The following is a 19,319-nucleotide window of genomic DNA, read 5'->3' as shown; positions in this document are numbered from 1 at the left end:
CCGCACGCGGCACAGGAGTTCCAACACTTTGACGGCCGAGACCCTTCGCATTCATCCAGACGAGCCCGAACCGGAGCTCGTTTCGCTGGTCGCAGATCGCCTTCACTCCGGCCAGGTCGTTGCGCTTCCGACGGATACCTTCTATGGGCTGGCGGTAGATCCAGTCAATCTGCAAGCAGTGGATCGAATCTATGAGCTCAAATCACGCGCGCGCCATAAGCCGCTCTCTCTACTCATCCATGAGGTGGCTCAGGCGTACGAGCTTGCCCGCGGGCTAGATACCGCATTCGACCGTCTGGCGGAACGCTTCTGGCCGGGGCCGCTTACGCTGGTCGTGAGGGCGGGCTCCAAACTGCCTCTGCGCGTGACCGCCAATACTGGCAACGTAGCATTGCGCGTACCCGAGGCGGCGATCCCCCGGGCCGTCGCCGCAAAGCTTGGTCTGCCCATTACGGCAACCTCGGCGAATCTGTCGGGAATGCCGGAGTGCACCTACGCCAATGGAGTCCGCGATCAGCTTGGGGACAAGATCCCCCTCATCGTCGACGGCGGCCCGACCGCCAGATCCGTTGCAACTACGATTGTTGACCTCTCCGGAGGCGGTAACTCATGGATGATTCTCCGCGAAGGCGCCATTCCCACCCACGAGATCGCGCTCGTCCTTCACCACTAGAAACAAGTCGACCCTCTTCGCCGAGTGATGCCGTACACTCGAAGTCTTACGGGCCATGATCGTCTCCGACAACAACCTGCGCGGCAATCAACCGTCCCCGGGGCGGGTGTTGCTCCGCACCTTGATTGCGAGTGTTTTGCTGGCCGGGACGATCTGGTGCGTCTACGTAATAAGGCAGATCTCTGAGGTTGCCAATCTGGACCAGGCCCAGCAGGCCGATGCGATTGCCGTGTTCGGAGCCGCGGAGTACGCCGGTCGCCCTTCGCCCACACTGCACTTCAGGCTTGACCATGCCGTCGATCTTTACCGGATGAAGATCGCTCCCATTGTGATCACCCTGGGCGGCGGAAGCGACAAGGACTCCGGTAATACCGAGGGTGGAGTCGGGCGAGACTACCTGCTCGCCCACGGCATTCCCTTAGGCAACATCATCGCCGAGACCCGCTCCACCGACACGGAGCAGCAGGTTCATCGCCTGGCGGCGATTGCGAGTGAGTTCAATCTGCATCACATCGTCGTTGTCTCGGACGGGACCCACCTCTTCCGTATTCGTGAACTGTGTCAGGATGTGGGACTCGACGTCTATCCTTCTCCCCGGGCGACCATAGGGCACATTGGCTGGTGGGATCTCTCCATGCGCTACCTCCACGAGGTCCTGAGCTATACGGCCTGGAAGCTGCATCTTGATATCGGCTGGCTGCGCAACGGTCTCTCCGGCAACGACGAATCTTAGGTTCATACTCTGCTGCTGTGCGGTGCAGATGCCGTTCCATCTGCTTACCGAAGCACGCTTGCGATCGAAGCAGCGAAAAGGGTAGAGGCAAAGTTCACCAGGTCGTTTCCAAGCAATCCGCGACGTTCGAGCGTTGCTCCCAGAAGGCTGTCGAAGAAGAGACCGGCTGCGGCCGCAATCCACATCGTCCCCAATGGACGCCAGGACAACAGATGCATCGTTCCAATCCCAACCACAATAGCGGCGGCAGCAAGTCCTGCCAGGGTGCCAGCCAGAGTGACGCCGCCGTTTGTACCTGGAGCGACCACTTTTCCCGTGGTCAGCAGCCGGGCAGGATGGCCTGTGGCCTGACCAATCTCAGACGAGACAGTATCGGCAGCCGCTTCTGCAAGCGCGACAATGCAGCCTTCATAATGGCCAGCCGCGGCAAACAAGCCTGCAACTCCCAGGTTCGCCACAATCTGTGAGGCGCGCCGGCCTCGTCGCGACTCGGAGAGCCCCCGGCTTTCCTTCCTCGCTCGACCGTATCTCGTCGCCGCAAAGGTGAGAATAAAAACTACTAGGAGGGCCGGCCACAACGGGCGTGCGACCGCGCCAGGAGTGTAGCGCGACCATTCCGCAGGCGCCTGCGCGAGGATGAAACAAATAAGAAATCCGATCGCCGAGGCTGCAGGAGTGGCGGCGCGCAAAGCGAGCACCAGAGCCGCAAACGCGGCGCTGAATAAAAAGGGTCTGCCCAGTGGCCACAAAGGAAGGGACAACTTCGCCGCCGCGATGAGAGGAGCGAAAGCTCCGAACATCAGAAGCACACCGACGACCCAGGTCAGCATCTTGGATTGAGCCTTATCCCGCGATTCCGGGATCGTTCTTCGCCATATAGGCATTTCCTGGTTCATGCCGGTTTTCGATCCATGGTGATTTACAATCTCACGTAGAGCATAGCCAACACCAGCAACATCGCGGGAGCAGTTTTGCATTTAGGAAGAATTGAAGCTGAAGGAATCACTGGGGTTCGTATTGACCGGCGCTCAAAGCGGTCTCGTATCCAGGCCATCTCTACCTTTGCCCTCGCAGCGATGTCGCTTGGCTCGATCGCGGGTTGCGGTAACACCTATCGCCCCGTAGTCACCAGCATCAATCCTGTTGGACCTGCCGCACAGCCGCAGAGGTTTGCCGTTGTGATCTCCAACCCGGGGCCGACCCTGCCGGGACTGGTCACGATCGTCGACTTTTCCGGAGACTCCGTCCTGATCACGGCAAGTATCGGTGTGTCGCCATACTTTCTAATGCTCAATGCCGCCGGCACGACTGGATATACGCTCAATGGAGATGGCACGATGACGAGCCTCGATATCTCCACGACGGTGCAGACGAGAGACGTGGTCCAGACGACCCTTCTCGCCAATGCAACGCCGAATAGCATCTTTTCGGACACGACTTCCCTCTTCATCACAGAACCAGGGCGTACTGCCGTAGCGCAGCTCACGGAGACACCTCCGCCTCCTTCGCTGAATCAGGAATTTCCGATCGACCCGGGTTACACCCCGGTATGGATCGCAGGCTACTCCGGTTCGCCCCGCGCCTATGTCGTCAGCCAGAACAATACCCCGGGCGCACGAGGTGAGGTCGCTGCTATCGAAATTGCAAGCAGCACCATCTCCACCAAGATCGACGTTGGCATAAACCCGGTCTATGGCGTCATGACCTCCGACGGCAGGCGCGCCTTCATCATGAACCACGGAGATAATACCGTCACGGTCATCAACGCCCAGACCAACCAGCTCGATGTGGTCCCCACCCCAGCCGTCAATCCTATTCCCGTAGGGAATTCTCCCCTATGGGCCGACCTCGCCCCCACCCGGAACGAACTTGTTGTCGCCAACGAAGGCGACGGAACCTCTAAGGGATCCGTAAGCATTATTAATATCCCTCTCTGCTCGACGGCAGCGCTCCCTGGAAACCCAAACTGCGATCCGAATAACCCCATCGATGCCAACGGTTTCGGTCAGGTTCTTGCGACAGTGCCGGTCGGAGTCGATCCTCAGATGGTGGCTGTCCTTCAGGACGGATCTCGCGCGTATGTGATCAACAAGGCTGACAGCACCGTTTCTGTCGTCAATCTGACCAGCAACACGGTCACTGCAACCATACCGGTTCCGGCCACACCTCATCCCACCTTTCTCGCCCTTATCAACGGCACGCCGACCGGCAAGGTCTACGTGACTTCGCCCGAATCCGACCAGATGACCATCATCCGAACCGATACCGATATCGTGGAGACGACGGTCCCTCTGCAGGGTAAGGGAATCATGGTCCGGGCGCAGCTTCCCTAAACGCTCCCCAGTCAGGCGGCTCGCTTTTCAGGTGCGAGGCCGCTTTTCTTCGTATAAAGCGATGCATGCGAGCTGACCTGCACAAGATCCCAGCCTTTTTGTAAAGGCTGCTGGCAGAGCCTGCGCTAGCCTCCCGCCAGCACAATTGGCATCGTCGGCGACTGGGTCCCATTCCCCTCTTCCACGGTCACTCCAAACGCCTTCGCTTGCACCGCCCTTGGCAGCGGAGGAAGAACCACGCTGCCATTCCCCTTCTCATCCGGGTGGAATGTTCCCGCGGGAATCGGATCTCGGCCGTCCGCAGGAATCAGCCACAGCTCATAAACCCTTTCTGGCTCGAGTGCAGCCAGGTTGTTCGCCAACAGGATCAGGGCGCCCTTACTCGCCAGATAGATAACCCGACCTTCAGGAGCGGATTTCCCTGTCTCTTCCGCGGCTCCCGACAAAAGTACCTGCTGTGAGGAGGTGTCGGTAATTGTCTCCAGCAGACGTCTCGAGCCTGCCGAGTCGTCTCTCATCTGCTCTACTTCACCGGTTTGCGCAGCTAGCCGTGCCTTGTAGCTTTCTCGCTCGTGATACATCCTCGTGCCAACTACGGCCATCCCTGCAGCTACGGCCCATCCAAGCCACAAAAATATGTCCTTCAACAGGTGGCCGTCAGATCTCCGATGGGTTCGAACCTCTGCTTCGGCGTCGCGTCCACGGCGAGCCACTGTCGCATGGCTCCCATTGCGCGTCCTGAATTCAAGCTTGGGTTCGTTGAGCTCCTCCGTCGGTGTAACTGCTTTCGTCCGGAGGGGGGGCTCGACCGCCTCCACCGGAGGCGCCTTCTTCTCCCGCGCTATCCGGTGCAGTATCCGTTCCCGGACCGCGCCGCCAGGGGAGTGCATCTCGATTCCATACGCACAGGCAGCCAGATCGCCCTGGAGGCGAGCCAGCTCCTGCCTGCAGAAGGCACAGCCGCTCACGTGATCCGCTACGGCTCGATGCCCCTCTCCGTCCAGAAGGTGCATGGCGAATAGAGCCAGGTCGATGTCTTCGTAATGGGCTACCGCACTCATCCCAACGTTCCCCTCCTCAGGGAGAGCAGAGCATCGCGAATCCTTAACTTCACGATCGACGCAGCCTCGCCAGTGATCTCTGCGATCTCGGTATGAGAGAGGCCGTCAAAGAACGCCATCGCGAAGATTCTTCGCTGTTCTGCGGAAAGCTTGGCGACCTCCGCCCGTGTCCTCTCCGCCAGCGTCGACCGTTCTGCTTCGTTCGAAAGGTCGTACGTCGAAGCCAACGAAATATCCGCCACCATCTCACCGACGCTCCTGCGCCTGAGCGCCGCGATGGCCTTGTTTCGCGCCATGACGGCGAGCCACGCTCCCAGGCCTCCGCGAACGCCTAGATACTCCTCCGGCCTGCGCCATATCTCAACAAACATCTCCTCGAGAATCTCCTCGGCGGATGAGGAGTGATGCAGCACGCGAAGCAGCACGGAATAAACCACGATCGCGTACCGATCGTAGAGCGCGGCCATCGCCGTCTCATCTCCGCGCCGGATCAAGGTCAGCAGGGTTGCATCGTCGCGCAGCTCCCGCGCAATATGGGGCATCTCCATCACTCTAGCGGTCAAAACGCACCTGTTCTCATGCTGGGGAGTGGACTTCTATTTCACCTGTCCTAGTCACTCTAACTTAGGTGGAATCACAATGTACCTTAATGAATAGCGGCCAGTGTGCCACTTTGGAACTACTCCTCTATGAAGAATCGGCTGGATAAATTACTTGTCGACCAGGGCCATGCTGCTTCGCGGGAACGGGCACAGGCCCTCATCCTCGCCGGACGTGTCCTGGTCAACGAACAGAAGGTGGACAAGCCCGGCCTCAGTGTCCCCGCCGATGCCGTCATACGCCTTCTCGGCTCCGATCTGAAGTATGTCAGCCGCGGAGGCCTCAAGCTCGAACATGCCCTAACTTACTGGAGTATCTCCCTCGCCGGCCTCCACACCGTCGATATCGGTGCCTCCACCGGAGGATTCACCGACTGCATGCTTCAGGCCGGTGCAGCCTCGGTCCTTGCCGTCGACACCGGCTACGGACAGATCGCCCAGAAGCTGCGTGTCGATCCGCGGGTAACCCTGCGCGAGCGCACGAACGCCCGCAAGCTCTCTCCCGGCGAACTGCTCGTCACCGGACTGCCCACGCCCGCCTTTCTCGCCATGGACGTCTCCTTCATCTCGGCCACGCTCGTCCTACCCGCCGTCCTGGGCGCCCTGAGCCCAGAGGGAAGCGAGTGGCAGGGAACCGCCGTAGTGTTGATCAAGCCCCAGTTTGAAGCCGGCCGTCATAATGTCGGAAAGGGCGGCATCGTGCGCGATCCTGAAGCCCGCCGCCAGGCCATCGAGCGCGTCAGCGACGCCGTCGCCGAACTCGGAGGCGTGCACCTCGACGTCATCGACTCCCCAATCCAGGGCATGGAGGGAAATCACGAATATCTCCTCCACGCCACCTTCACCAAACTCTGAAAATGACGAGCCGGTACACTAACACTAATGTTCAAGGCAGCCATTATCTCCAAGCCGCAGAAGCCCGAGCTCGCTTCCATCCTGCGTGAGCTCGTCGCCTGGCTGGAGTCGCACGGATATATCCCCCTGTTCGACCCACATAGCGCGGCTTACCTCGGCGACGCCGTCGCTTCCACTCCGCGTGAGGAGATGCCCCAGGAGCACCCCCACCTCGTCATCGTCCTCGGAGGCGACGGTACTCTTCTCGCGGCCGCCCGGGCCTTCGCGCACTCGCCCACTCCCATCCTCGGCGTCAATCTTGGCTCCCTCGGCTTTCTCACCGAGATCCCCCTCTCGGAGCTTTACACATCCCTCGAGGCCTGGTGTGACAACTGCGCCAGTGTCGAGGTCCGCGACATGATGTACACCGAACTCCTTCGCGACGGCAAGGTCCTGAAACACTGGGACGCCCTCAACGACATCGTGGTCTCCAAGGGAGCCATCGCCCGCATGTCGGAGTTCACCGTCGAGATCGACAAACAGTTTGTCGCAACCATGCGCGCCGATGGTGTCATCATCTGCACCCCTACCGGATCCACCGCTTACAACCTCGCCGCCGCCGGCCCCATCGTGATGCCTTCGGTCAATGCGCTCGTTGTCACCCCTATCTGTCCTCACCTGCTCACCATCCGCCCCATCGTGGTTCCAGGAGACGCAGAGGTCAACATTCGAGTCGAAGGCGTACCGAACCTCACCTACCTCACCGTCGACGGCCAAGAGGCTGTAGAACTCCAGCTTGGGGACGAAGTCCACTGTCGCCGCTCACAGCACAGCGTCCGCCTACTCCGCCCCCGCCGCAACGGCCTCTTCAGCGTACTGCGCAACAAATTGAAGTGGGGAGAGCGCTGACGGAGTCCCTTCCAGCCCGATTAAGCGCGTCATTTTCAGCAGAAATGTCTATCCGCGTAAAAGGGCGTCGCCTACGCGGATAGATGTCAGCCTTAGTAACACCTGTCATCCTGAACGAAGCCTCTCGCAGGCTCGCCGCGAGAGGCGGAGTCGAAGGACCTACGTTTCGCGCGTCGCCCATCTCGCCTGTCGCCCTCCACACACATCGTGGTAACCCATCCGCCTTACCGTCGCAGCGACACCGACTCGATCTGATGATCCGAACCCTTCTGCAGGATCAAATCCGCGCGCTGTCGCGTCGGTTGAATATTTTCCATCAGGTTTGGCAGGTTGATCTCACGCCAGATTCTCTGCGCCGTCTCGACCGCCTCGGCTTTTTCCAGCGTGCGATAGCGATAGAAGTACGATGAAGGATTCTGAAACGCCGTCCGTTGCAGCGCCAGAAACCGTTCCACGTACCACTTCTCCAGGTCCTCCTTGTCCGCGTCAAGAAAGATCGAGAAGTCAAAATAGTCCGAGGCGATCACCGAGGCTCCGTGCGGTGCCTGCAACACGTTCAGGCCCTCGAAGATCAGGATATCCGGCTGTCGTATCACCTGCTGCCTGTCCGGAATCACGTCATAGCTCAGGTGCGAATATACCGGAGCCGCAATCTCCCCCTCGCCTGCCTTCACCGCATGTAAGAAACTCAGCAGCCGCGGAAGGTCGTAGCTCTCCGGAAAGCCCTTTCGCCGCATCAGGCTCCTCTCCTCGAGCACCGCGTTGGGATAAAGAAAACCGTCCGTCGTGATCAACGAAACATTAGGTTGGCTCGGCCACCGTGTCAGCAGAGCCTGCAACGTGCGGGCGAAGGTGCTCTTGCCCACCGCCACACTCCCGCTGATCGCAATCACAAACGGAGAGCGATCATTCTCCCTGCCCAGAAACGCATTCTGCGCGAGAACAAGCTCGTGCCCGGCTTCGAACCGAAGCTTCAACATCCGCGACAGAGGAAGATACATCTTTGCAACTTCGGTCAACGACAACTGGTCGCACAGGCCCCTCAGTGCAGCAATATCCTCGTCTGTAAGAGGGAGCGGTGTGTCTGCACTGAGGGCAGCCCACTCTCGTCTGCTGAAGCGTTGAAACGGGCTGGATAAGGTCATGAGAGGAGAGATTCTTACTTCCGCAGGGAGATCATCGGCCCGCCAACCGGGTGACAGAACACCTTGCCATGACTCAGCGCAATCTTCCTCTGGGCCAGAGCCGCCATCTCGGGGTCGTGCGTAACCATCACAATTGTATGGCCATGGGCATGCAAGTCCTGCAAAAGCTCCGCAACGATCTTCTGATTCGCCGCATCCAGATTTCCAGTCGGCTCGTCCGCCAGCAGGATTGGAGGATTGTTGATCAGCGCCCGCGCAATGCATACCCGCTGCTGCTCGCCGCCCGAAAGCTCACTCGGCAGATGCTCGGAGCGATGACCCAGGCCCACGCGCTCCAGCGCCGCCCGGGCCTCCTTCTCATCGGTCATTGAGTGGAAATACTGCGCCAGCATCACGTTTTCCAGCGCCGAAAGATAAGGAATCAGGTGAAACTGCTGGAAGATAAAGCCGATCTTGTCCGCGCGAAACCGGTCCAGGTCCGTCGCCGACATCGTCGCCACGTCCACCCCGTCGATTCGTAGCTCGCCTTCGGTCGGTCGGTCGAGACATCCGATCAGGTTCACCAGCGTGCTCTTGCCTGAACCTGAAGGTCCCGTAATCGCAACCCATTCACCGGCCACAATCGAAAAAGAGGCGTGATCGAGTGCACGAACCGTACCTGCGTGCCCGGCATACTCCCGCGTCACTCTGCTCAGCGCAATCACCGCACAGTCGGGCCGCGTTTCCAGATTGATCGGATTCTCCATCACAGAACTCTTTTGTACCACTTCCATCACTCGCCCTTCAGCAGCGCCGCCGGTTCCAGCCTCCGCAGCACTCGCACAGGAAACAATGCCGCAAACGTCGCGATCAGCACATTCAGCAACAAAACCAGGGGAACCACGCCCAAACGCGGCAGCGTAGCCGTATGAAAGTTCAACTGGCTGATCGTCCACGCCGCCGCCGAGCCAATTACAAATCCCGCCGCTACGCCTCCCAGCGCCAGCACCAGCGCCTCCAGAAGAAACATCGCCATCAACGTCGACTGCGACCCGCCCAGGGCCTTCATCAGCGCAAAATCGCGCCTCCGCTCCAACACGCTGGCCGAAAGCGTCGCCAGCACACTTACCGCAACCGTCAGTGCAATCAGCAGAACCGCGCCGTACATCAGCGCATGCGTCTTGTCCACGATCCTGCTCTCGCCTTCCACAAGCTGACGCACGGGTTCGACCTTAACCCCCGGCATCGTCTGCCGCAGCCTCGCAATCGCTGCCTCCACCTGGGCTGCGCCTCCCGGAATCTGAACCTCGATCACGTTAGACTGCACTCCGGTCCACGTCGTGAATACGGCGATTGGCATGTAGATGCGGCTGTCTTCGTCCCCGCCCGTGTACAGCCTGCCTGCTCCGTGCAGCGTGATGGGGCGATCCGCAAAGGTGAGCTGGACATTCCGCTCATCACCGACAAACTCCGCTGCACGCTGCCCCAGCAACGCTGTGTTCGGATCAACGGACGAAGGCCACGCATCCACCTTCCACCACGAATTGAGCTTTCGCACCGCGGAAAAGTCCGTACCCGCCACAACGACTGGCGTTCCGCGATCCGTCGTCGCCACCGCATATCCGAACTCCGCAGCCTGTGCGTCCGCTCCTGCTGCTGTGCGAACCCGTTGCAGCGCATCGCCAGCAAGCCCCTTACCGCTGTCGCCAGCTGTGACAACGATATTTGCACCAAAGCTGCGAAACTCGCGATGCAGCTTGGAGTCGAGATCGGCGTACAGCGTAAGCAAAGCCGTCGCCACGGCCGCCGACACGGTCAGCGCAACTAAGGCTGAGAAGCTACGTGCCCGCCGATGCACCAGCGAGCGCCGCAGAATTGCGCTCATGCTCAGCCGGCTCATGCGTTCGCTCTCAAGATGGCGGAAGGATCGGTCGTCAACGCACGCCGTATGGCGGGCGTGCTGCCCGCAACCGCAACCACCAGCGCAAGAGTTACAACGACAGGGAAGAGCACAGGGATCAGCAACGAGCTGAGCGCAACCGGTCCATCCCCGGCAAAGATCCGCGCCCCCAGCCACCCCGCGAGGCCCGATCCAGCCAGATATCCCAGCCCTCCCGCGAAGACGGCAAGCAGCCCTGCCTCCGCGTAAAACAGCATTGCGACTGTAGACTTGCTCGCACCCAGCGAGCGCATCAGGCCGATCTCCGCCTGCCGTTCCAGAATCGCCGTCGCCATCGCCGCACTCACAGCGAAGCCCGCGGCCAGCAGGGCAGCCGCGCTGATCAGCCACATCAGCCCGCTGATGCGCTTCAGCACCGTGCCTTCGCTCTGCTCCACTCGCCGCACTTGCTCCGCGCGCGCGCCAGGGATCGCCTCACGAATCTGATACGCGATCGAGTTCGCATACGGCCTGCAATACCAGATCTCACGCTGCTTCGGTGAAAGGGAATCAGGGTCCTTCCGTGCGAAAGCGTCCTCAGGCTTGGTGCGCGCGCTTACCTCGACGCGGCGTACGGCGTCAGGCGTACCGGCAATCTGTTGGGCGGCATCCAACGGCAGCAACAGTTGATTCTCTGAGTTGTCTCCGGTCGAAACCACTCCCGTCAGATGCAGCGTCAGCGCCCGCGAAGCATCGCCAGGATGACCCTCCACCTGGATCACATCTCCAGCCTTGACGTTCAGGCGTCCCGCCAGGGCCGCTCCAATCGCAGCCTCAGCGCTCTCTGTGTTCGTCGCCTGCTCGCGGGGCCACGCCCCTTGAACCTTCCACCAGGGATGCAGCGCAACTGCCCCCGTCTTCAGCGCGGTGCCACCCTTGCTCAGCGCATGATCAAACCACAGGCCCGTTGCCGTCGCATCGACGTCGGTGCCGGTCCCTGTCTTGACCAGCACCTGCAGCGGAAGTTCAGGGCTCACGCCAGTAATATTGTTCGCCCAGAAGATTGCTCGCAGCTTCGCAAGGTCGCTCTCGTGCAGATAAGCTCCGCCCGAAACCGGCTTCACATCCACCCCGCCCACCTTCACCTCAAGTTGGTCGGCCGCTGGATACACCGTGATGTTCGCCCCATAAGCAGCCAGCTCCTTATGGATGCGGTCGCCGATGGTCGTCGCCAGCGCCAGCATCGCTGTTACCGCCGTCGTGCCCAGCAGAATCGCCAGTCCGGCCAGTGCCTTTCGCCGTCTCTGTCGCCGGAAGCTCTCCGTAAGAAGCCGAAGGAACATCGTTCTCCTCTAGCGCTCAAAGACCGGAACCAGTGTCTTCAGGTCCGCCGCCTGAATCACCACCTGTCCGCCCGCAACGCTGCTCTTAAGTGGAATGGGATTGCAGCCACCCTCTTGCCCCATCGAAGCTGCATTCAGCGGGGATGCACACATCTTGCACGTAATCCCCTGGCTTCCCATATAAAAGCCAACCGGGCCGCAGATCCGGCACGCATCACCCACCGACACGATATTTCCATCCGGCTTCTTGAACAGCAGGAACCGGATCTGCACGTTTCCACCCTTGCCGTCGTCTACGTTCACACCATACCGATGAAGCTGGTCGTCGTTGATGTCCGCCGCGGGAACCGTAACCTGGCTTCCCACCAGTGTGACGGCAGCAGTCGGGGAGAGGGTTGTCGAGCTCTTCGCGTAGATAAACTCGGCCGTCGACAGGAAGATGAAGACAAAACTCGTCACGACCACTGCGTTCATCCACATCTTCTCGCGGCGCTGGCTCCACTCGAAACGACGCTTGTCCGCCGCGGTCGCATTTGCCGCAAGCGCAACCGGCGCCCTCCGGCGATATTCCATCAGGATCATCAATCCCGCCAGCGCGAGCATCGTCACAAAAAAGAAAAGATCGTTGCGAACGATTGGCCCAATCAGGCGCATCTCGGCCTGGCTCGATGGCAGCACACCGTTCTCGCTCAGCTCATGCAGGCCGCTGACGATCAGCTGAAACGCGACGAAGTAAAGAATCACCGTTGTCACGCGGAAGAAGCGCTGAAGGTTGATCTTTACGCTTCCGCGAATAAATAGCACGCCAAAGACAACTGCGACCGCAATGCCAAGAAGCGTTCCCGTAAAGCTCAAAAGCTCAGTTGAATTCAGCGTGACTGCCGACAGAATCAGAACCGTCTCCACGCCCTCGCGAACCACCAGCAGAAAGACGAAAAAGAAGAGTCCGATCTTCGAGACGCCCGCGCTCTCCGTCGTGTACCGGGAGATCTTTTGTTCGATATCGCCCTTCATCGACCGTGCCGCTTTGTGCATGAACCAGATCATGCTGATCACAAAGAAGGCGGCGGCCAGCATCACCCAGCCCTCGAAGATATCGCTGTTGAGCTGGGTTCGCGCCAGCACCAGGGCTCCGCCGACGCTCGCGGCTATCGCCGCCCCCAGCGCCCAGAAGACCGTCCGTTTCAGCTCCGACCGGCCTATCTTGGTCAGGTAAGCGAAGACGATCCCGACGATCAGCGAAGCTTCCACTCCTTCGCGGAGGGTGATGATAAATGCCTGCAACATTTGGTGGTTCTCTCCCTCAAAAGGGCCCACCGCGAAGCATACGGATGCGAACCCTGACCATCTGCGTGAGCAGCATAATTGACTCGCTCAGCTCACCTTCCAGTCTAATGAGGACCAAATTGGTCGTCAATCATCTACGGGCTCTTTGAGTAAAAAAAGGGGTTAACGGTCGCCTATCTAACCGCAGCCTCACTGAGAGAGGCGCGGTCAAGCCTCCTTGAGCAGCTCAGTCTTGTATTTGGGAGCCAATTTCACCGCATTCTTCTTGAACTCCTCCTGGGCTTCAGCGTCCATCTTCGGCGGGGCATCCGTCCGTGAACCTACCCGCACCCCGACATCCTCAAAGAACCTCTCCTGTCCAGCAGGCGCACAGATGCAAAACAGCCGCGCCGCCTTCTCTGACGAATTATGAAACTGGTGGGGAGCGTTCGCCGGGATATGCACCGTCTCGCCCACACGAGCCACCACCTTCTCGCCGCGAAAGCTCACCTCAACCTCGCCCTCCACCACTGTGAACGTCTCCTCGAAGTCGTGCCTGTGCGGAGGCGGCCCACCGCCCGGGGGGACATGCATATCGATCAGACAGTAACGTCCCGCCGTATCCTCGCCTCGCAGCAGAATCGTATAGGTATCTCCCACCACGCCAATGTGTGGCGGCTCCTCGGCCTTCTTAGTCACCAGCTTCCGTCCGGCTTCGTCTGCTGGAATTGTCCTGTTCAACCGCTCAGCCATTCGCATCCTCCTTTGCACACTCCATTTGGACGCCCCCATGCGCAGCGGCGCCGTATGCCGTAACCCCGATAAAATAGATCTATGAGCAAGAAGCAGAAGACAAAGACCACCGGCTATACCGACGACCACGCGGCAGCCGGCCTCGATACCAAATTCCCCGAGATTGAAACCTGGCCCAATCAGTTCAAGGCCTACGAGATCCTTATCGACGACCCGGAATTCACCAGCGTCTGCCCCAAGACCGGCCTGCCCGACTTCGGACGCCTCACCATCCGCTACATGCCCCGTGAAAAGTGCATGGAACTGAAATCGCTCAAGGAATATCTCTTCACCTACCGCAACCTGGGCATCTTTCAGGAGAACATCGTCAACCAGGTCCTTGACGACGTCATCAAAGCCACCAACCCCATCTGGGCCAAGGTGGTCGGCGACTTCCGTCCCCGCGGCGGCATCTCCACCATCGTAGAAGTGTTCTACCCGCGTCCCAAAGACTCCAAAGGCCCGCGCGGCTAAATCGACCCATTGAATCTGCGTTGCAAATAAAGCAAACTATCTGGGCCGTCTTCATCGCATCGTCACTCCTTCCCTAAGGAGAGGTATGTTGATTGCCCGGATCGTTCCTGCTGCGCTGTCTTTCCTCCTACTCGCCTCCTCCGTCGTCGCCAACAGCCAGACCATCGGCTGGTCAACCGAGCCTTACACTGCGACCAAGACAGAGACCCTCGTTCAAAAGCTTGCCGACGGAACCACGATGACTCAGGTATCAAACCTCGTCGAAGCCCGCGATTCTCAGGGTCGAACCATGCAGAAGCGGCCGACCAAGACGTTCAAGGAAGGCGATGGCGTGACTTTGATTTCCATCATGGACCCAGTAGCCCACACCACGACACATTGGACGAGTAACGCAAAAAATGCCGTCCGGTTTCATATGTCTGTTCCGGTAGCCAAGGCTGCCGTGCCGGGCGGACATCTACCAAACAACGAAGTCATGACGCAGAATGGCTCCGCTTTCGCGGCTTTAAGCCTGACGACTGTGTCCCCAATCTTGGGCTCCACTCCGTCACCGCAGGGCACGCCCTCCGCCGCAAATTCCTCCCACCCGGCACAAACAATGGAGAAATTAGGCAGCAAAACCATGGCCGGCGTCTACGCCGAAGGAGTGCGGCTCACGATCACCTATCCCATCGGCTTCTTCGGAAATGACCGGCCCATCGTCGAGGTCCGCGAGACATGGACATCGCCTGACCTGAAGATCATCATGCTCAACTCCGATGACGATCCTCGTCAGGGACTGCGCACAACCGAGGTGACAAACATCGATCGTGTCGAACCTGATCCTTCCATCTTTCAGGTCCCCGATGGATACCAGGTCAAGGATACGTACCCCGGCGTGAATTAGGGATTCACCCCACATCTCTGATCCAGCAGCTCCTCCGCCGCTCCACCCTTGCTATCCTTATAGGCAGTCGTCAGCACGTAATACCTTCCCGGCTCTTTCGACTTCACCACCGCCACACTCTTGTCGGCCATCTTTCCCATGTCCGGAATCTGCCGCGCAATCTGAAACGGGCTCTGGCCATCCGTAAGGTCGTTCACCGTGGTTACGTTGTATGTATTGTTCGCGGGAGGCAGCTGAACCGTATGCGGCTTCGCGTTCTTCTCATGTCTATCGAGAATCTCCGCCACCTTCGCATCAATGCACGAGATATGAACATGCAGCTGGTCCTGCGTTCGCGCATGTGCCGAGTTGATCGCCATCCCAATCCTGTGATCTCCCCATCCCGGATACCTCTCCGACTGGTCCCACGCATTTGCCCATAGATTCAGGTAGGGAGTCTTGAAGATTCGCTTGTCGTCGATTCCCCTAACCTTCTCCGACGGAATCAGCAAGAAAGCTGCAGGCTTACTGGGAGCATTGTCCTTGATGATCACGTACTTGTTGACCGGGTCATACTCTCTGCAGTCCCGATCGCTCGCCAGATCTCGCGTGCAACACTGCATGAGCTTCAACAACACATCGCGCCCCTTGGGGAGTACGCACGCTGCTGGCTGTTTCGAAGTCTCCAGCTTTGCTGCTGTCTGAGCATGCAGGGAAAGAGGGGGTGTCGCCATCACGGCCAACAGGCAAACACGCCAGCTTGGAAGCTTCGTCACGTTCATTGTCAGAATTTAAAATCCCGTGCTTTTGAGTTTTGCTTCGACCAAACTCTTTCAGAAACCGTCCCGCTTGTCACCACAACTCTCACCGTAAACTGCCTTCATGTCTCTCCTTCGAAGCCCGTATCGCCGCACCAGGCAGATGCCCGGCAAGGCCGCGAAAAAGGATTCGCAACAGAAGAAGTTCTCTCTTGCCTCCGCTTCGCGCGATAGGCACGGGACATCGAGTCTCGCTATTCGCTGAACGGCATGCCAAAAAGCAAAAGCGCCGACTTTGGTGGTCGATGAACCTCACCCACCGCTTCGGTTGCCCTGTCCATCTTCTTCCACACCTCAAGTGCGGGTGCGTTCATATACAGCACACGTGCCCGCTCTACGCTCTGGCCCGGCTCTGCATAGATACTGATCCGATTGATCAACTGTGTCTGAGCCGAGTTCACCAGGTAAGGCCACATGCTCACCGAGGGCGAGTTCTCAGTCTCCTTCAACTGTTCCGTCGTCTGTTGCAGAATGCTGTAGTTTAGCGGCACCGGTCACTTCCTTTCAGTTCAGCCACTCGCTCCGCTCGGCCTGCGATGTGAAGATCTTGTCATCGCGCATCCAGTAAAAAAATCGCCAGCAGTTGGTGCATTGCAACGGAACAAGATTTATCAACCGCAGCATCCCATCCACAGATCGTGGCGGTGATCTCCGAAACTCAATCGAGGTACACACAGGGCACTCTGGCTTCGCCCACAGAATGCGCGATACCTTACCGGGCCAGTTCCGTTGAAATCGTTTGGTCGTCATCTAGTTCCTTTCGACGAACGGTCCATGGAGACAGCGATGCGCCGCGCTGGATGTGCCGGGCATGGAGCGTCACCCTGGCAACGCTGAAACCTCGATAACTGGCCACGCGAAGGGAATCGATCTCGGCGGCATTGAACGATGTCGAAAGCGCATCGAGTCCCGCCTTAACCACCTTCGCGGTCGCTGCCTCCGCCGTGCGTCCAAGAGAGACCCTCGAGAATGCCGCAGCGAGCCACATGCAGTGCCAGCCGTGCGATTCAATCCCGGTGCTCAAGTCCCAGCCCGAGATCGCTACGGAGTTCCAGGCTTGATCCACGTTGGTGAGTTCTAACGACATTCCCTCAGGCAGAGTGCATCGCTTGCGAAGAAAAACCGTCGGCGAACTCACAGCACATCAGCTTTTGAGGGAACGTCTGTCGGCGCCGGAAGTTCGATGCCGGGTTCAATCTTCACCGCGGGCAATGAGCTCTGATCCTTATCCGGAACAAGTGGATTCTCAACCGGATGAGAGACAAGGGGCGGCACAGTACGGGCAAGATGCTTCTTTACATCAGAATTTCTGAGAAAGCTCATGGGGGAACTCCAGAGTACGGTTGTGTGCTTGAAAGACACTCGTCTGGAGCGAAGCCTTGATGGCTGGAGGCGAGAAAGGCTGCTTCTGATAACGACTATACGCCTTATTCATGACGCCTGCCTTGCAAGACCCGGAACCACTGCGCACGTCAAACAATCTCATTCGCCCCACACCGTAAACTGTTTTCATGCATTCCCAACCCGAAAGCCCCAGAGTCGCCATCATCACCGGCGCCGCGCAAGGCATCGGCCGTAGCACCGCCGAACTCCTTGCTGAAGTTGGCTTCTCCGTCGCTCTCCTCGACCGTCAGTCCTGCGCCTCCGTCGCGCCCGCAGCCGATCGCGAAGAGCTCCTCGGCGACATCACCGACGAAGCCTTCGTCACCCATTGCGTAAACGTCGTCCGCCAGCGCTGGGGCCGCGCTGACGTCCTCGTCAACAACGCTGGCATCAGCTTCATCGCCCCCGCCCAGGCAGTCGAAGCCGATGCCTTCCGCCGCGTGCTCGAGGTCAACCTCGTCGCCCCATTCCTGCTTGCCAAAGGCTTCGGTAGCCTCATGCTCCAGCAGGGGCAGGGAAGCATCGTCAACATCGCCTCCATCGCCGGTCTCACCGGAATCGCCGACCGCAGCGCTTACAACGCCTCCAAGCACGGCCTCATCGGACTCACTCGCACCCTCGCCGCTGAGTGGGGTTCCCGCAATGTCCGCGCCAACGCCGTCTGCCCCGGCTGGGTCAAGACCGAGATGGATCACCTCGACCAGGCCAACTCCGCCTATACCGATGACGACATCATCGGGCGCGTCCCAATGGCCCGCTTCGCCACCCCCGACGACATAGCCCGCGCCGTCCTCTTTCTCGCAGATCCCGCTCAGAGCGGCTTCATCAACGGCCACACCCTCGCTGTCGATGGAGGTTGGACCGCCGATGGCTCCTGGCAATCTCTTCGCCTAGCCCACCGATGAGCACAACAGAGAGGCCAATTGCGGTGAGCCGCATCGCAGGCCTGCTTTAGATCGCAAAAAATTAGATCGCTCCGTTTATGGTTACAAATTCGGCCCACGGAACGCAGATGCTGCACGCACCGGGTTCCGCATTACCTTGGCCTCCTCGATCACGAAATGGTTGCGTAAGCCTCCGGGGCCGTCTATTTTGGCATACAGCATATGCTGAAATGGCTACTGATCTTTGTGCCGGTAACGATCGGGCTTGAATTCTTCAGGCCGGATGCCCATACCTATATCTTCATTGCAGCGTGCCTCTCCATCGTGCCGCTCGCAGGTATCCTCGGCCAGGCAACCGAGCAGGTGGCGCATCATGCGGGTGAGGGAATTGGTGGACTACTGAACGCAACGTTCGGCAATGCGGCTGAGCTGATTATTGCAATCGCAGCCCTCCAGAAGGGGCTTTACGACGTCGTCAAAGCTTCACTGACAGGCTCCATCATCGGCAATATCCTGTTGGTGTTTGGCGTGTCGGTGGTTGCCGGAGGTTTTCGTCACAAGACGCAGCGCTTCAACTCCACAGCAGCCAGTGCGCAAGCCGTTCTCCTGACACTCGCTGCAATCGGACTCATCGTCCCCGCAGCATTCCATCATCTTCAAGCGCCGAGCAGTGTTGTTCCCGAGAATGCCTTGGGGCTCGATATCGCAGTCGTCCTGCTTCTTGCGTACGCCGCCCACCTCGTTTTTTCTCTTTATACGCACAAGCGCCTCTTTCAGGGGAAATCCACGGAATCGAACGAAGAGAAGCATGCAGTGTGGAGTTTGGGAAAAGCGGTGCTCATACTGGCTACGGCTACAGCCTTTATCGCCTGGATCAGCGAGATTCTTGTCGGATCTGTGCAGCAGGCGGCAAAGGCCTTCGGCATGACCGAGATTTTTGTCGGGGTCATCGTCGTAGCCATCATCGGAAACGCAGCGGAGCACAGCACAGCCGTCCTCGCAGCGATGAAGGATCAAATGGATCTCTCCTTCGGCATCGCCGTCGGAAGCAGCCTGCAGATTGCACTGCTGGTTGCTCCGCTCCTTGTCATCCTGAGTCATTTCATCGGTCCCAGTCCGATGAACCTTGCCTTTTCCCCTGCTGAAGTGCTGGCAATCTTTCTCTCGGTCCTCATCACGGGCCAGGTCGCCGCTGACGGGGAGACAAACTGGCTTGAGGGCACGCAGCTTCTGGCCGTCTATGTAATTCTGGCCATCGTCTTCTACTTTCTTCCGGAGTCCGCGAGCTCTTACTGAACAACCGAAAGACGTCAGGGCTCGCTGGTCTCCGCGAAACCTGCCTCCAGCCC

At 59.1% G+C, this 19,319-nt stretch carries 22 protein-coding genes; 9 read left to right on the top strand and 13 right to left on the bottom strand.

The window, feature by feature from the left end; all coding sequences use genetic code 11:
* The first annotated feature begins 28 nt into the window (after positions 1 to 28).
* Complete coding sequence (locus BDD14_RS05820; protein ID WP_130417983.1) at positions 29 to 673, top strand: L-threonylcarbamoyladenylate synthase; 645 nt, start codon at positions 29 to 31, stop codon at positions 671 to 673.
* A gap of 55 nt (positions 674 to 728) precedes the next feature.
* On the top strand, positions 729 to 1,406 hold the full coding sequence (locus BDD14_RS05815) for a YdcF family protein (protein ID WP_130417982.1): 678 nt from the start codon (positions 729 to 731) through the stop codon (positions 1,404 to 1,406).
* Positions 1,407 to 1,450: 44 nt separating this feature from the next.
* On the opposite strand, the gene BDD14_RS05810 is transcribed toward BDD14_RS05815, so the two are convergent.
* Entirely contained in the window at positions 1,451 to 2,302 is an 852-nt protein-coding gene (locus tag BDD14_RS05810) for a DUF92 domain-containing protein (protein WP_165419935.1), read from the bottom strand.
* A 75-nt stretch (positions 2,303 to 2,377) separates the two neighbouring features.
* Between BDD14_RS05810 and BDD14_RS05805 the strand changes: the two genes are divergently transcribed.
* On the top strand, positions 2,378 to 3,739 hold the full coding sequence (locus tag BDD14_RS05805) for a YncE family protein (RefSeq protein ID WP_242617769.1): 1,362 nt from the start codon (positions 2,378 to 2,380) through the stop codon (positions 3,737 to 3,739).
* 125 nt (positions 3,740 to 3,864) lie between these two features.
* Here BDD14_RS05805 and BDD14_RS05800 read toward each other — a convergent pair whose 3' ends face one another.
* Together BDD14_RS05800 and BDD14_RS05795 are read right to left on the bottom strand one after the other, a co-directional pair.
* The gene (locus tag BDD14_RS05800) at positions 3,865 to 4,800 is read right to left on the bottom strand and encodes an anti-sigma factor (protein WP_130417980.1); all 936 of its coding nucleotides are present in this window, start codon (positions 4,798 to 4,800) and stop codon (positions 3,865 to 3,867) included.
* A complete protein-coding gene (locus BDD14_RS05795) occupies positions 4,797 to 5,342 on the bottom strand; it encodes a sigma-70 family RNA polymerase sigma factor (protein WP_242617768.1) in 546 nt (181 codons plus the stop codon). The genes BDD14_RS05800 and BDD14_RS05795 overlap by 4 nt, the downstream gene beginning before the upstream one ends.
* Positions 5,343 to 5,489: 147 nt before the next feature.
* On the opposite strand from BDD14_RS05795, the gene BDD14_RS05790 reads away from it, so the two are divergent.
* Both BDD14_RS05790 and BDD14_RS05785 read left to right on the top strand, forming a co-directional pair.
* Positions 5,490 to 6,254: a TlyA family RNA methyltransferase gene (locus BDD14_RS05790; protein ID WP_130417979.1), complete on the top strand. Its 765-nt coding sequence runs from the start codon at positions 5,490 to 5,492 to the stop codon at positions 6,252 to 6,254.
* A 27-nt stretch (positions 6,255 to 6,281) separates the two neighbouring features.
* Positions 6,282 to 7,142 carry an NAD(+)/NADH kinase gene (locus tag BDD14_RS05785; protein WP_130417978.1) on the top strand — a complete coding sequence of 287 codons (861 nt, stop codon included), beginning with the start codon at positions 6,282 to 6,284 and terminating at the stop codon, positions 7,140 to 7,142.
* Between the two features lie 224 nt (positions 7,143 to 7,366).
* On the opposite strand, the gene coaA is transcribed toward BDD14_RS05785, so the two are convergent.
* The 6 genes from coaA to BDD14_RS05755 all read right to left on the bottom strand — a co-directional run bounded on the left by coaA (position 7,367) and on the right by BDD14_RS05755 (position 13,507).
* Entirely contained in the window at positions 7,367 to 8,287 is a 921-nt protein-coding gene (coaA, locus tag BDD14_RS05780) for a type I pantothenate kinase (RefSeq protein WP_130417977.1), read from the bottom strand.
* A 14-nt stretch (positions 8,288 to 8,301) separates the two neighbouring features.
* Positions 8,302 to 9,060, bottom strand: coding sequence for an ABC transporter ATP-binding protein (locus BDD14_RS05775; RefSeq protein WP_242617767.1), 759 nt, complete (start codon positions 9,058 to 9,060; stop codon positions 8,302 to 8,304).
* A complete protein-coding gene (locus BDD14_RS05770; protein ID WP_130417975.1) occupies positions 9,060 to 10,166 on the bottom strand; it encodes an ABC transporter permease in 1,107 nt (368 codons plus the stop codon). Before BDD14_RS05770 ends, BDD14_RS05775 begins: the two co-directional genes overlap by 1 nt.
* Positions 10,163 to 11,488: an ABC transporter permease gene (locus BDD14_RS05765; protein WP_130417974.1), complete on the bottom strand. Its 1,326-nt coding sequence runs from the start codon at positions 11,486 to 11,488 to the stop codon at positions 10,163 to 10,165. The genes BDD14_RS05770 and BDD14_RS05765 overlap by 4 nt, the downstream gene beginning before the upstream one ends.
* Positions 11,489 to 11,497: 9 nt before the next feature.
* Positions 11,498 to 12,775: a Fe-S-containing protein gene (locus BDD14_RS05760; RefSeq protein ID WP_130417973.1), complete on the bottom strand. Its 1,278-nt coding sequence runs from the start codon at positions 12,773 to 12,775 to the stop codon at positions 11,498 to 11,500.
* A 207-nt stretch (positions 12,776 to 12,982) separates the two neighbouring features.
* Positions 12,983 to 13,507 (bottom strand): cupin domain-containing protein, encoded by a 525-nt coding sequence (locus BDD14_RS05755; protein ID WP_130417972.1) that lies wholly within the window; start codon positions 13,505 to 13,507, stop codon positions 12,983 to 12,985.
* Positions 13,508 to 13,588: 81 nt separating this feature from the next.
* Here BDD14_RS05755 and queF point away from each other — a divergent pair, with 81 nt between their 5' ends.
* Both queF and BDD14_RS05745 read left to right on the top strand, forming a co-directional pair.
* Positions 13,589 to 14,020, top strand: coding sequence for a preQ(1) synthase (queF, locus tag BDD14_RS05750; protein ID WP_130417971.1), 432 nt, complete (start codon positions 13,589 to 13,591; stop codon positions 14,018 to 14,020).
* An 85-nt stretch (positions 14,021 to 14,105) separates the two neighbouring features.
* Positions 14,106 to 14,906, top strand: coding sequence for a hypothetical protein (locus BDD14_RS05745; RefSeq protein ID WP_130417970.1), 801 nt, complete (start codon positions 14,106 to 14,108; stop codon positions 14,904 to 14,906).
* On the opposite strand, the gene BDD14_RS05740 is transcribed toward BDD14_RS05745, so the two are convergent.
* The 4 genes from BDD14_RS05740 to BDD14_RS05725 form a co-directional block, all read right to left on the bottom strand.
* Entirely contained in the window at positions 14,903 to 15,667 is a 765-nt protein-coding gene (locus BDD14_RS05740; protein ID WP_130417969.1) for a CDP-diacylglycerol diphosphatase, read from the bottom strand. The two genes, BDD14_RS05745 and BDD14_RS05740, sit on opposite strands and share 4 nt — an antisense overlap.
* Positions 15,668 to 15,897: 230 nt before the next feature.
* Complete coding sequence (locus BDD14_RS05735) at positions 15,898 to 16,194, bottom strand: hypothetical protein (RefSeq protein WP_130417968.1); 297 nt, start codon at positions 16,192 to 16,194, stop codon at positions 15,898 to 15,900.
* Between the two features lie 221 nt (positions 16,195 to 16,415).
* Positions 16,416 to 16,790 (bottom strand): hypothetical protein, encoded by a 375-nt coding sequence (locus tag BDD14_RS05730; RefSeq protein WP_130417967.1) that lies wholly within the window; start codon positions 16,788 to 16,790, stop codon positions 16,416 to 16,418.
* A gap of 47 nt (positions 16,791 to 16,837) precedes the next feature.
* Positions 16,838 to 17,026, bottom strand: a complete 189-nt coding sequence (locus tag BDD14_RS05725; RefSeq protein WP_130417966.1) for a hypothetical protein — start codon at positions 17,024 to 17,026, stop codon at positions 16,838 to 16,840.
* 188 nt (positions 17,027 to 17,214) lie between these two features.
* Here BDD14_RS05725 and BDD14_RS05720 point away from each other — a divergent pair, with 188 nt between their 5' ends.
* Both BDD14_RS05720 and cax read left to right on the top strand, forming a co-directional pair.
* The gene (locus tag BDD14_RS05720) at positions 17,215 to 17,991 is read left to right on the top strand and encodes an SDR family NAD(P)-dependent oxidoreductase (RefSeq protein ID WP_130417965.1); all 777 of its coding nucleotides are present in this window, start codon (positions 17,215 to 17,217) and stop codon (positions 17,989 to 17,991) included.
* Between the two features lie 201 nt (positions 17,992 to 18,192).
* On the top strand, positions 18,193 to 19,266 hold the full coding sequence (gene cax / locus BDD14_RS05715; RefSeq protein WP_130417964.1) for a calcium/proton exchanger: 1,074 nt from the start codon (positions 18,193 to 18,195) through the stop codon (positions 19,264 to 19,266).
* Positions 19,267 to 19,319: the final 53 nt, after the last annotated feature.

Origin of the sequence: Edaphobacter modestus (genome assembly GCF_004217555.1) — a bacterium.
In the GTDB taxonomy this organism is placed as follows: Bacteria; Acidobacteriota; Terriglobia; order Terriglobales; family Acidobacteriaceae; genus Edaphobacter; species Edaphobacter modestus.
Note: the sequence above shows the minus strand (reverse complement) of the source record. Positions and strands in the feature narration are given on the sequence as shown.

Coding starts and splice junctions, on each gene's coding strand:
- BDD14_RS05785 (WP_130417978.1), top strand. CDS start 6,282: ATGTTCAAGGCAGCCATTATCTCCAAGCCGCAGAAGCCCGAGCTCGCT.
- BDD14_RS05770 (WP_130417975.1), bottom strand. CDS start 10,166: ATGAGCCGGCTGAGCATGAGCGCAATTCTGCGGCGCTCGCTGGTGCAT.
- BDD14_RS05720 (WP_130417965.1), top strand. CDS start 17,215: ATGCATTCCCAACCCGAAAGCCCCAGAGTCGCCATCATCACCGGCGCC.
- BDD14_RS05725 (WP_130417966.1), bottom strand. CDS start 17,026: ATGAGCTTTCTCAGAAATTCTGATGTAAAGAAGCATCTTGCCCGTACT.
- coaA (WP_130417977.1), bottom strand. CDS start 8,287: ATGACCTTATCCAGCCCGTTTCAACGCTTCAGCAGACGAGAGTGGGCT.
- BDD14_RS05755 (WP_130417972.1), bottom strand. CDS start 13,507: ATGGCTGAGCGGTTGAACAGGACAATTCCAGCAGACGAAGCCGGACGG.
- BDD14_RS05740 (WP_130417969.1), bottom strand. CDS start 15,667: ATGAACGTGACGAAGCTTCCAAGCTGGCGTGTTTGCCTGTTGGCCGTG.
- BDD14_RS05800 (WP_130417980.1), bottom strand. CDS start 4,800: ATGAGTGCGGTAGCCCATTACGAAGACATCGACCTGGCTCTATTCGCC.
- cax (WP_130417964.1), top strand. CDS start 18,193: ATGCTGAAATGGCTACTGATCTTTGTGCCGGTAACGATCGGGCTTGAA.
- BDD14_RS05815 (WP_130417982.1), top strand. CDS start 729: ATGATCGTCTCCGACAACAACCTGCGCGGCAATCAACCGTCCCCGGGG.
- BDD14_RS05730 (WP_130417967.1), bottom strand. CDS start 16,790: ATGTCGTTAGAACTCACCAACGTGGATCAAGCCTGGAACTCCGTAGCG.
- queF (WP_130417971.1), top strand. CDS start 13,589: ATGAGCAAGAAGCAGAAGACAAAGACCACCGGCTATACCGACGACCAC.
- BDD14_RS05790 (WP_130417979.1), top strand. CDS start 5,490: ATGAAGAATCGGCTGGATAAATTACTTGTCGACCAGGGCCATGCTGCT.
- BDD14_RS05795 (WP_242617768.1), bottom strand. CDS start 5,342: ATGCCCCATATTGCGCGGGAGCTGCGCGACGATGCAACCCTGCTGACC.
- BDD14_RS05745 (WP_130417970.1), top strand. CDS start 14,106: ATGTTGATTGCCCGGATCGTTCCTGCTGCGCTGTCTTTCCTCCTACTC.
- BDD14_RS05760 (WP_130417973.1), bottom strand. CDS start 12,775: ATGTTGCAGGCATTTATCATCACCCTCCGCGAAGGAGTGGAAGCTTCG.
- BDD14_RS05810 (WP_165419935.1), bottom strand. CDS start 2,302: ATGAACCAGGAAATGCCTATATGGCGAAGAACGATCCCGGAATCGCGG.
- BDD14_RS05765 (WP_130417974.1), bottom strand. CDS start 11,488: ATGTTCCTTCGGCTTCTTACGGAGAGCTTCCGGCGACAGAGACGGCGA.
- BDD14_RS05775 (WP_242617767.1), bottom strand. CDS start 9,060: ATGGAAGTGGTACAAAAGAGTTCTGTGATGGAGAATCCGATCAATCTG.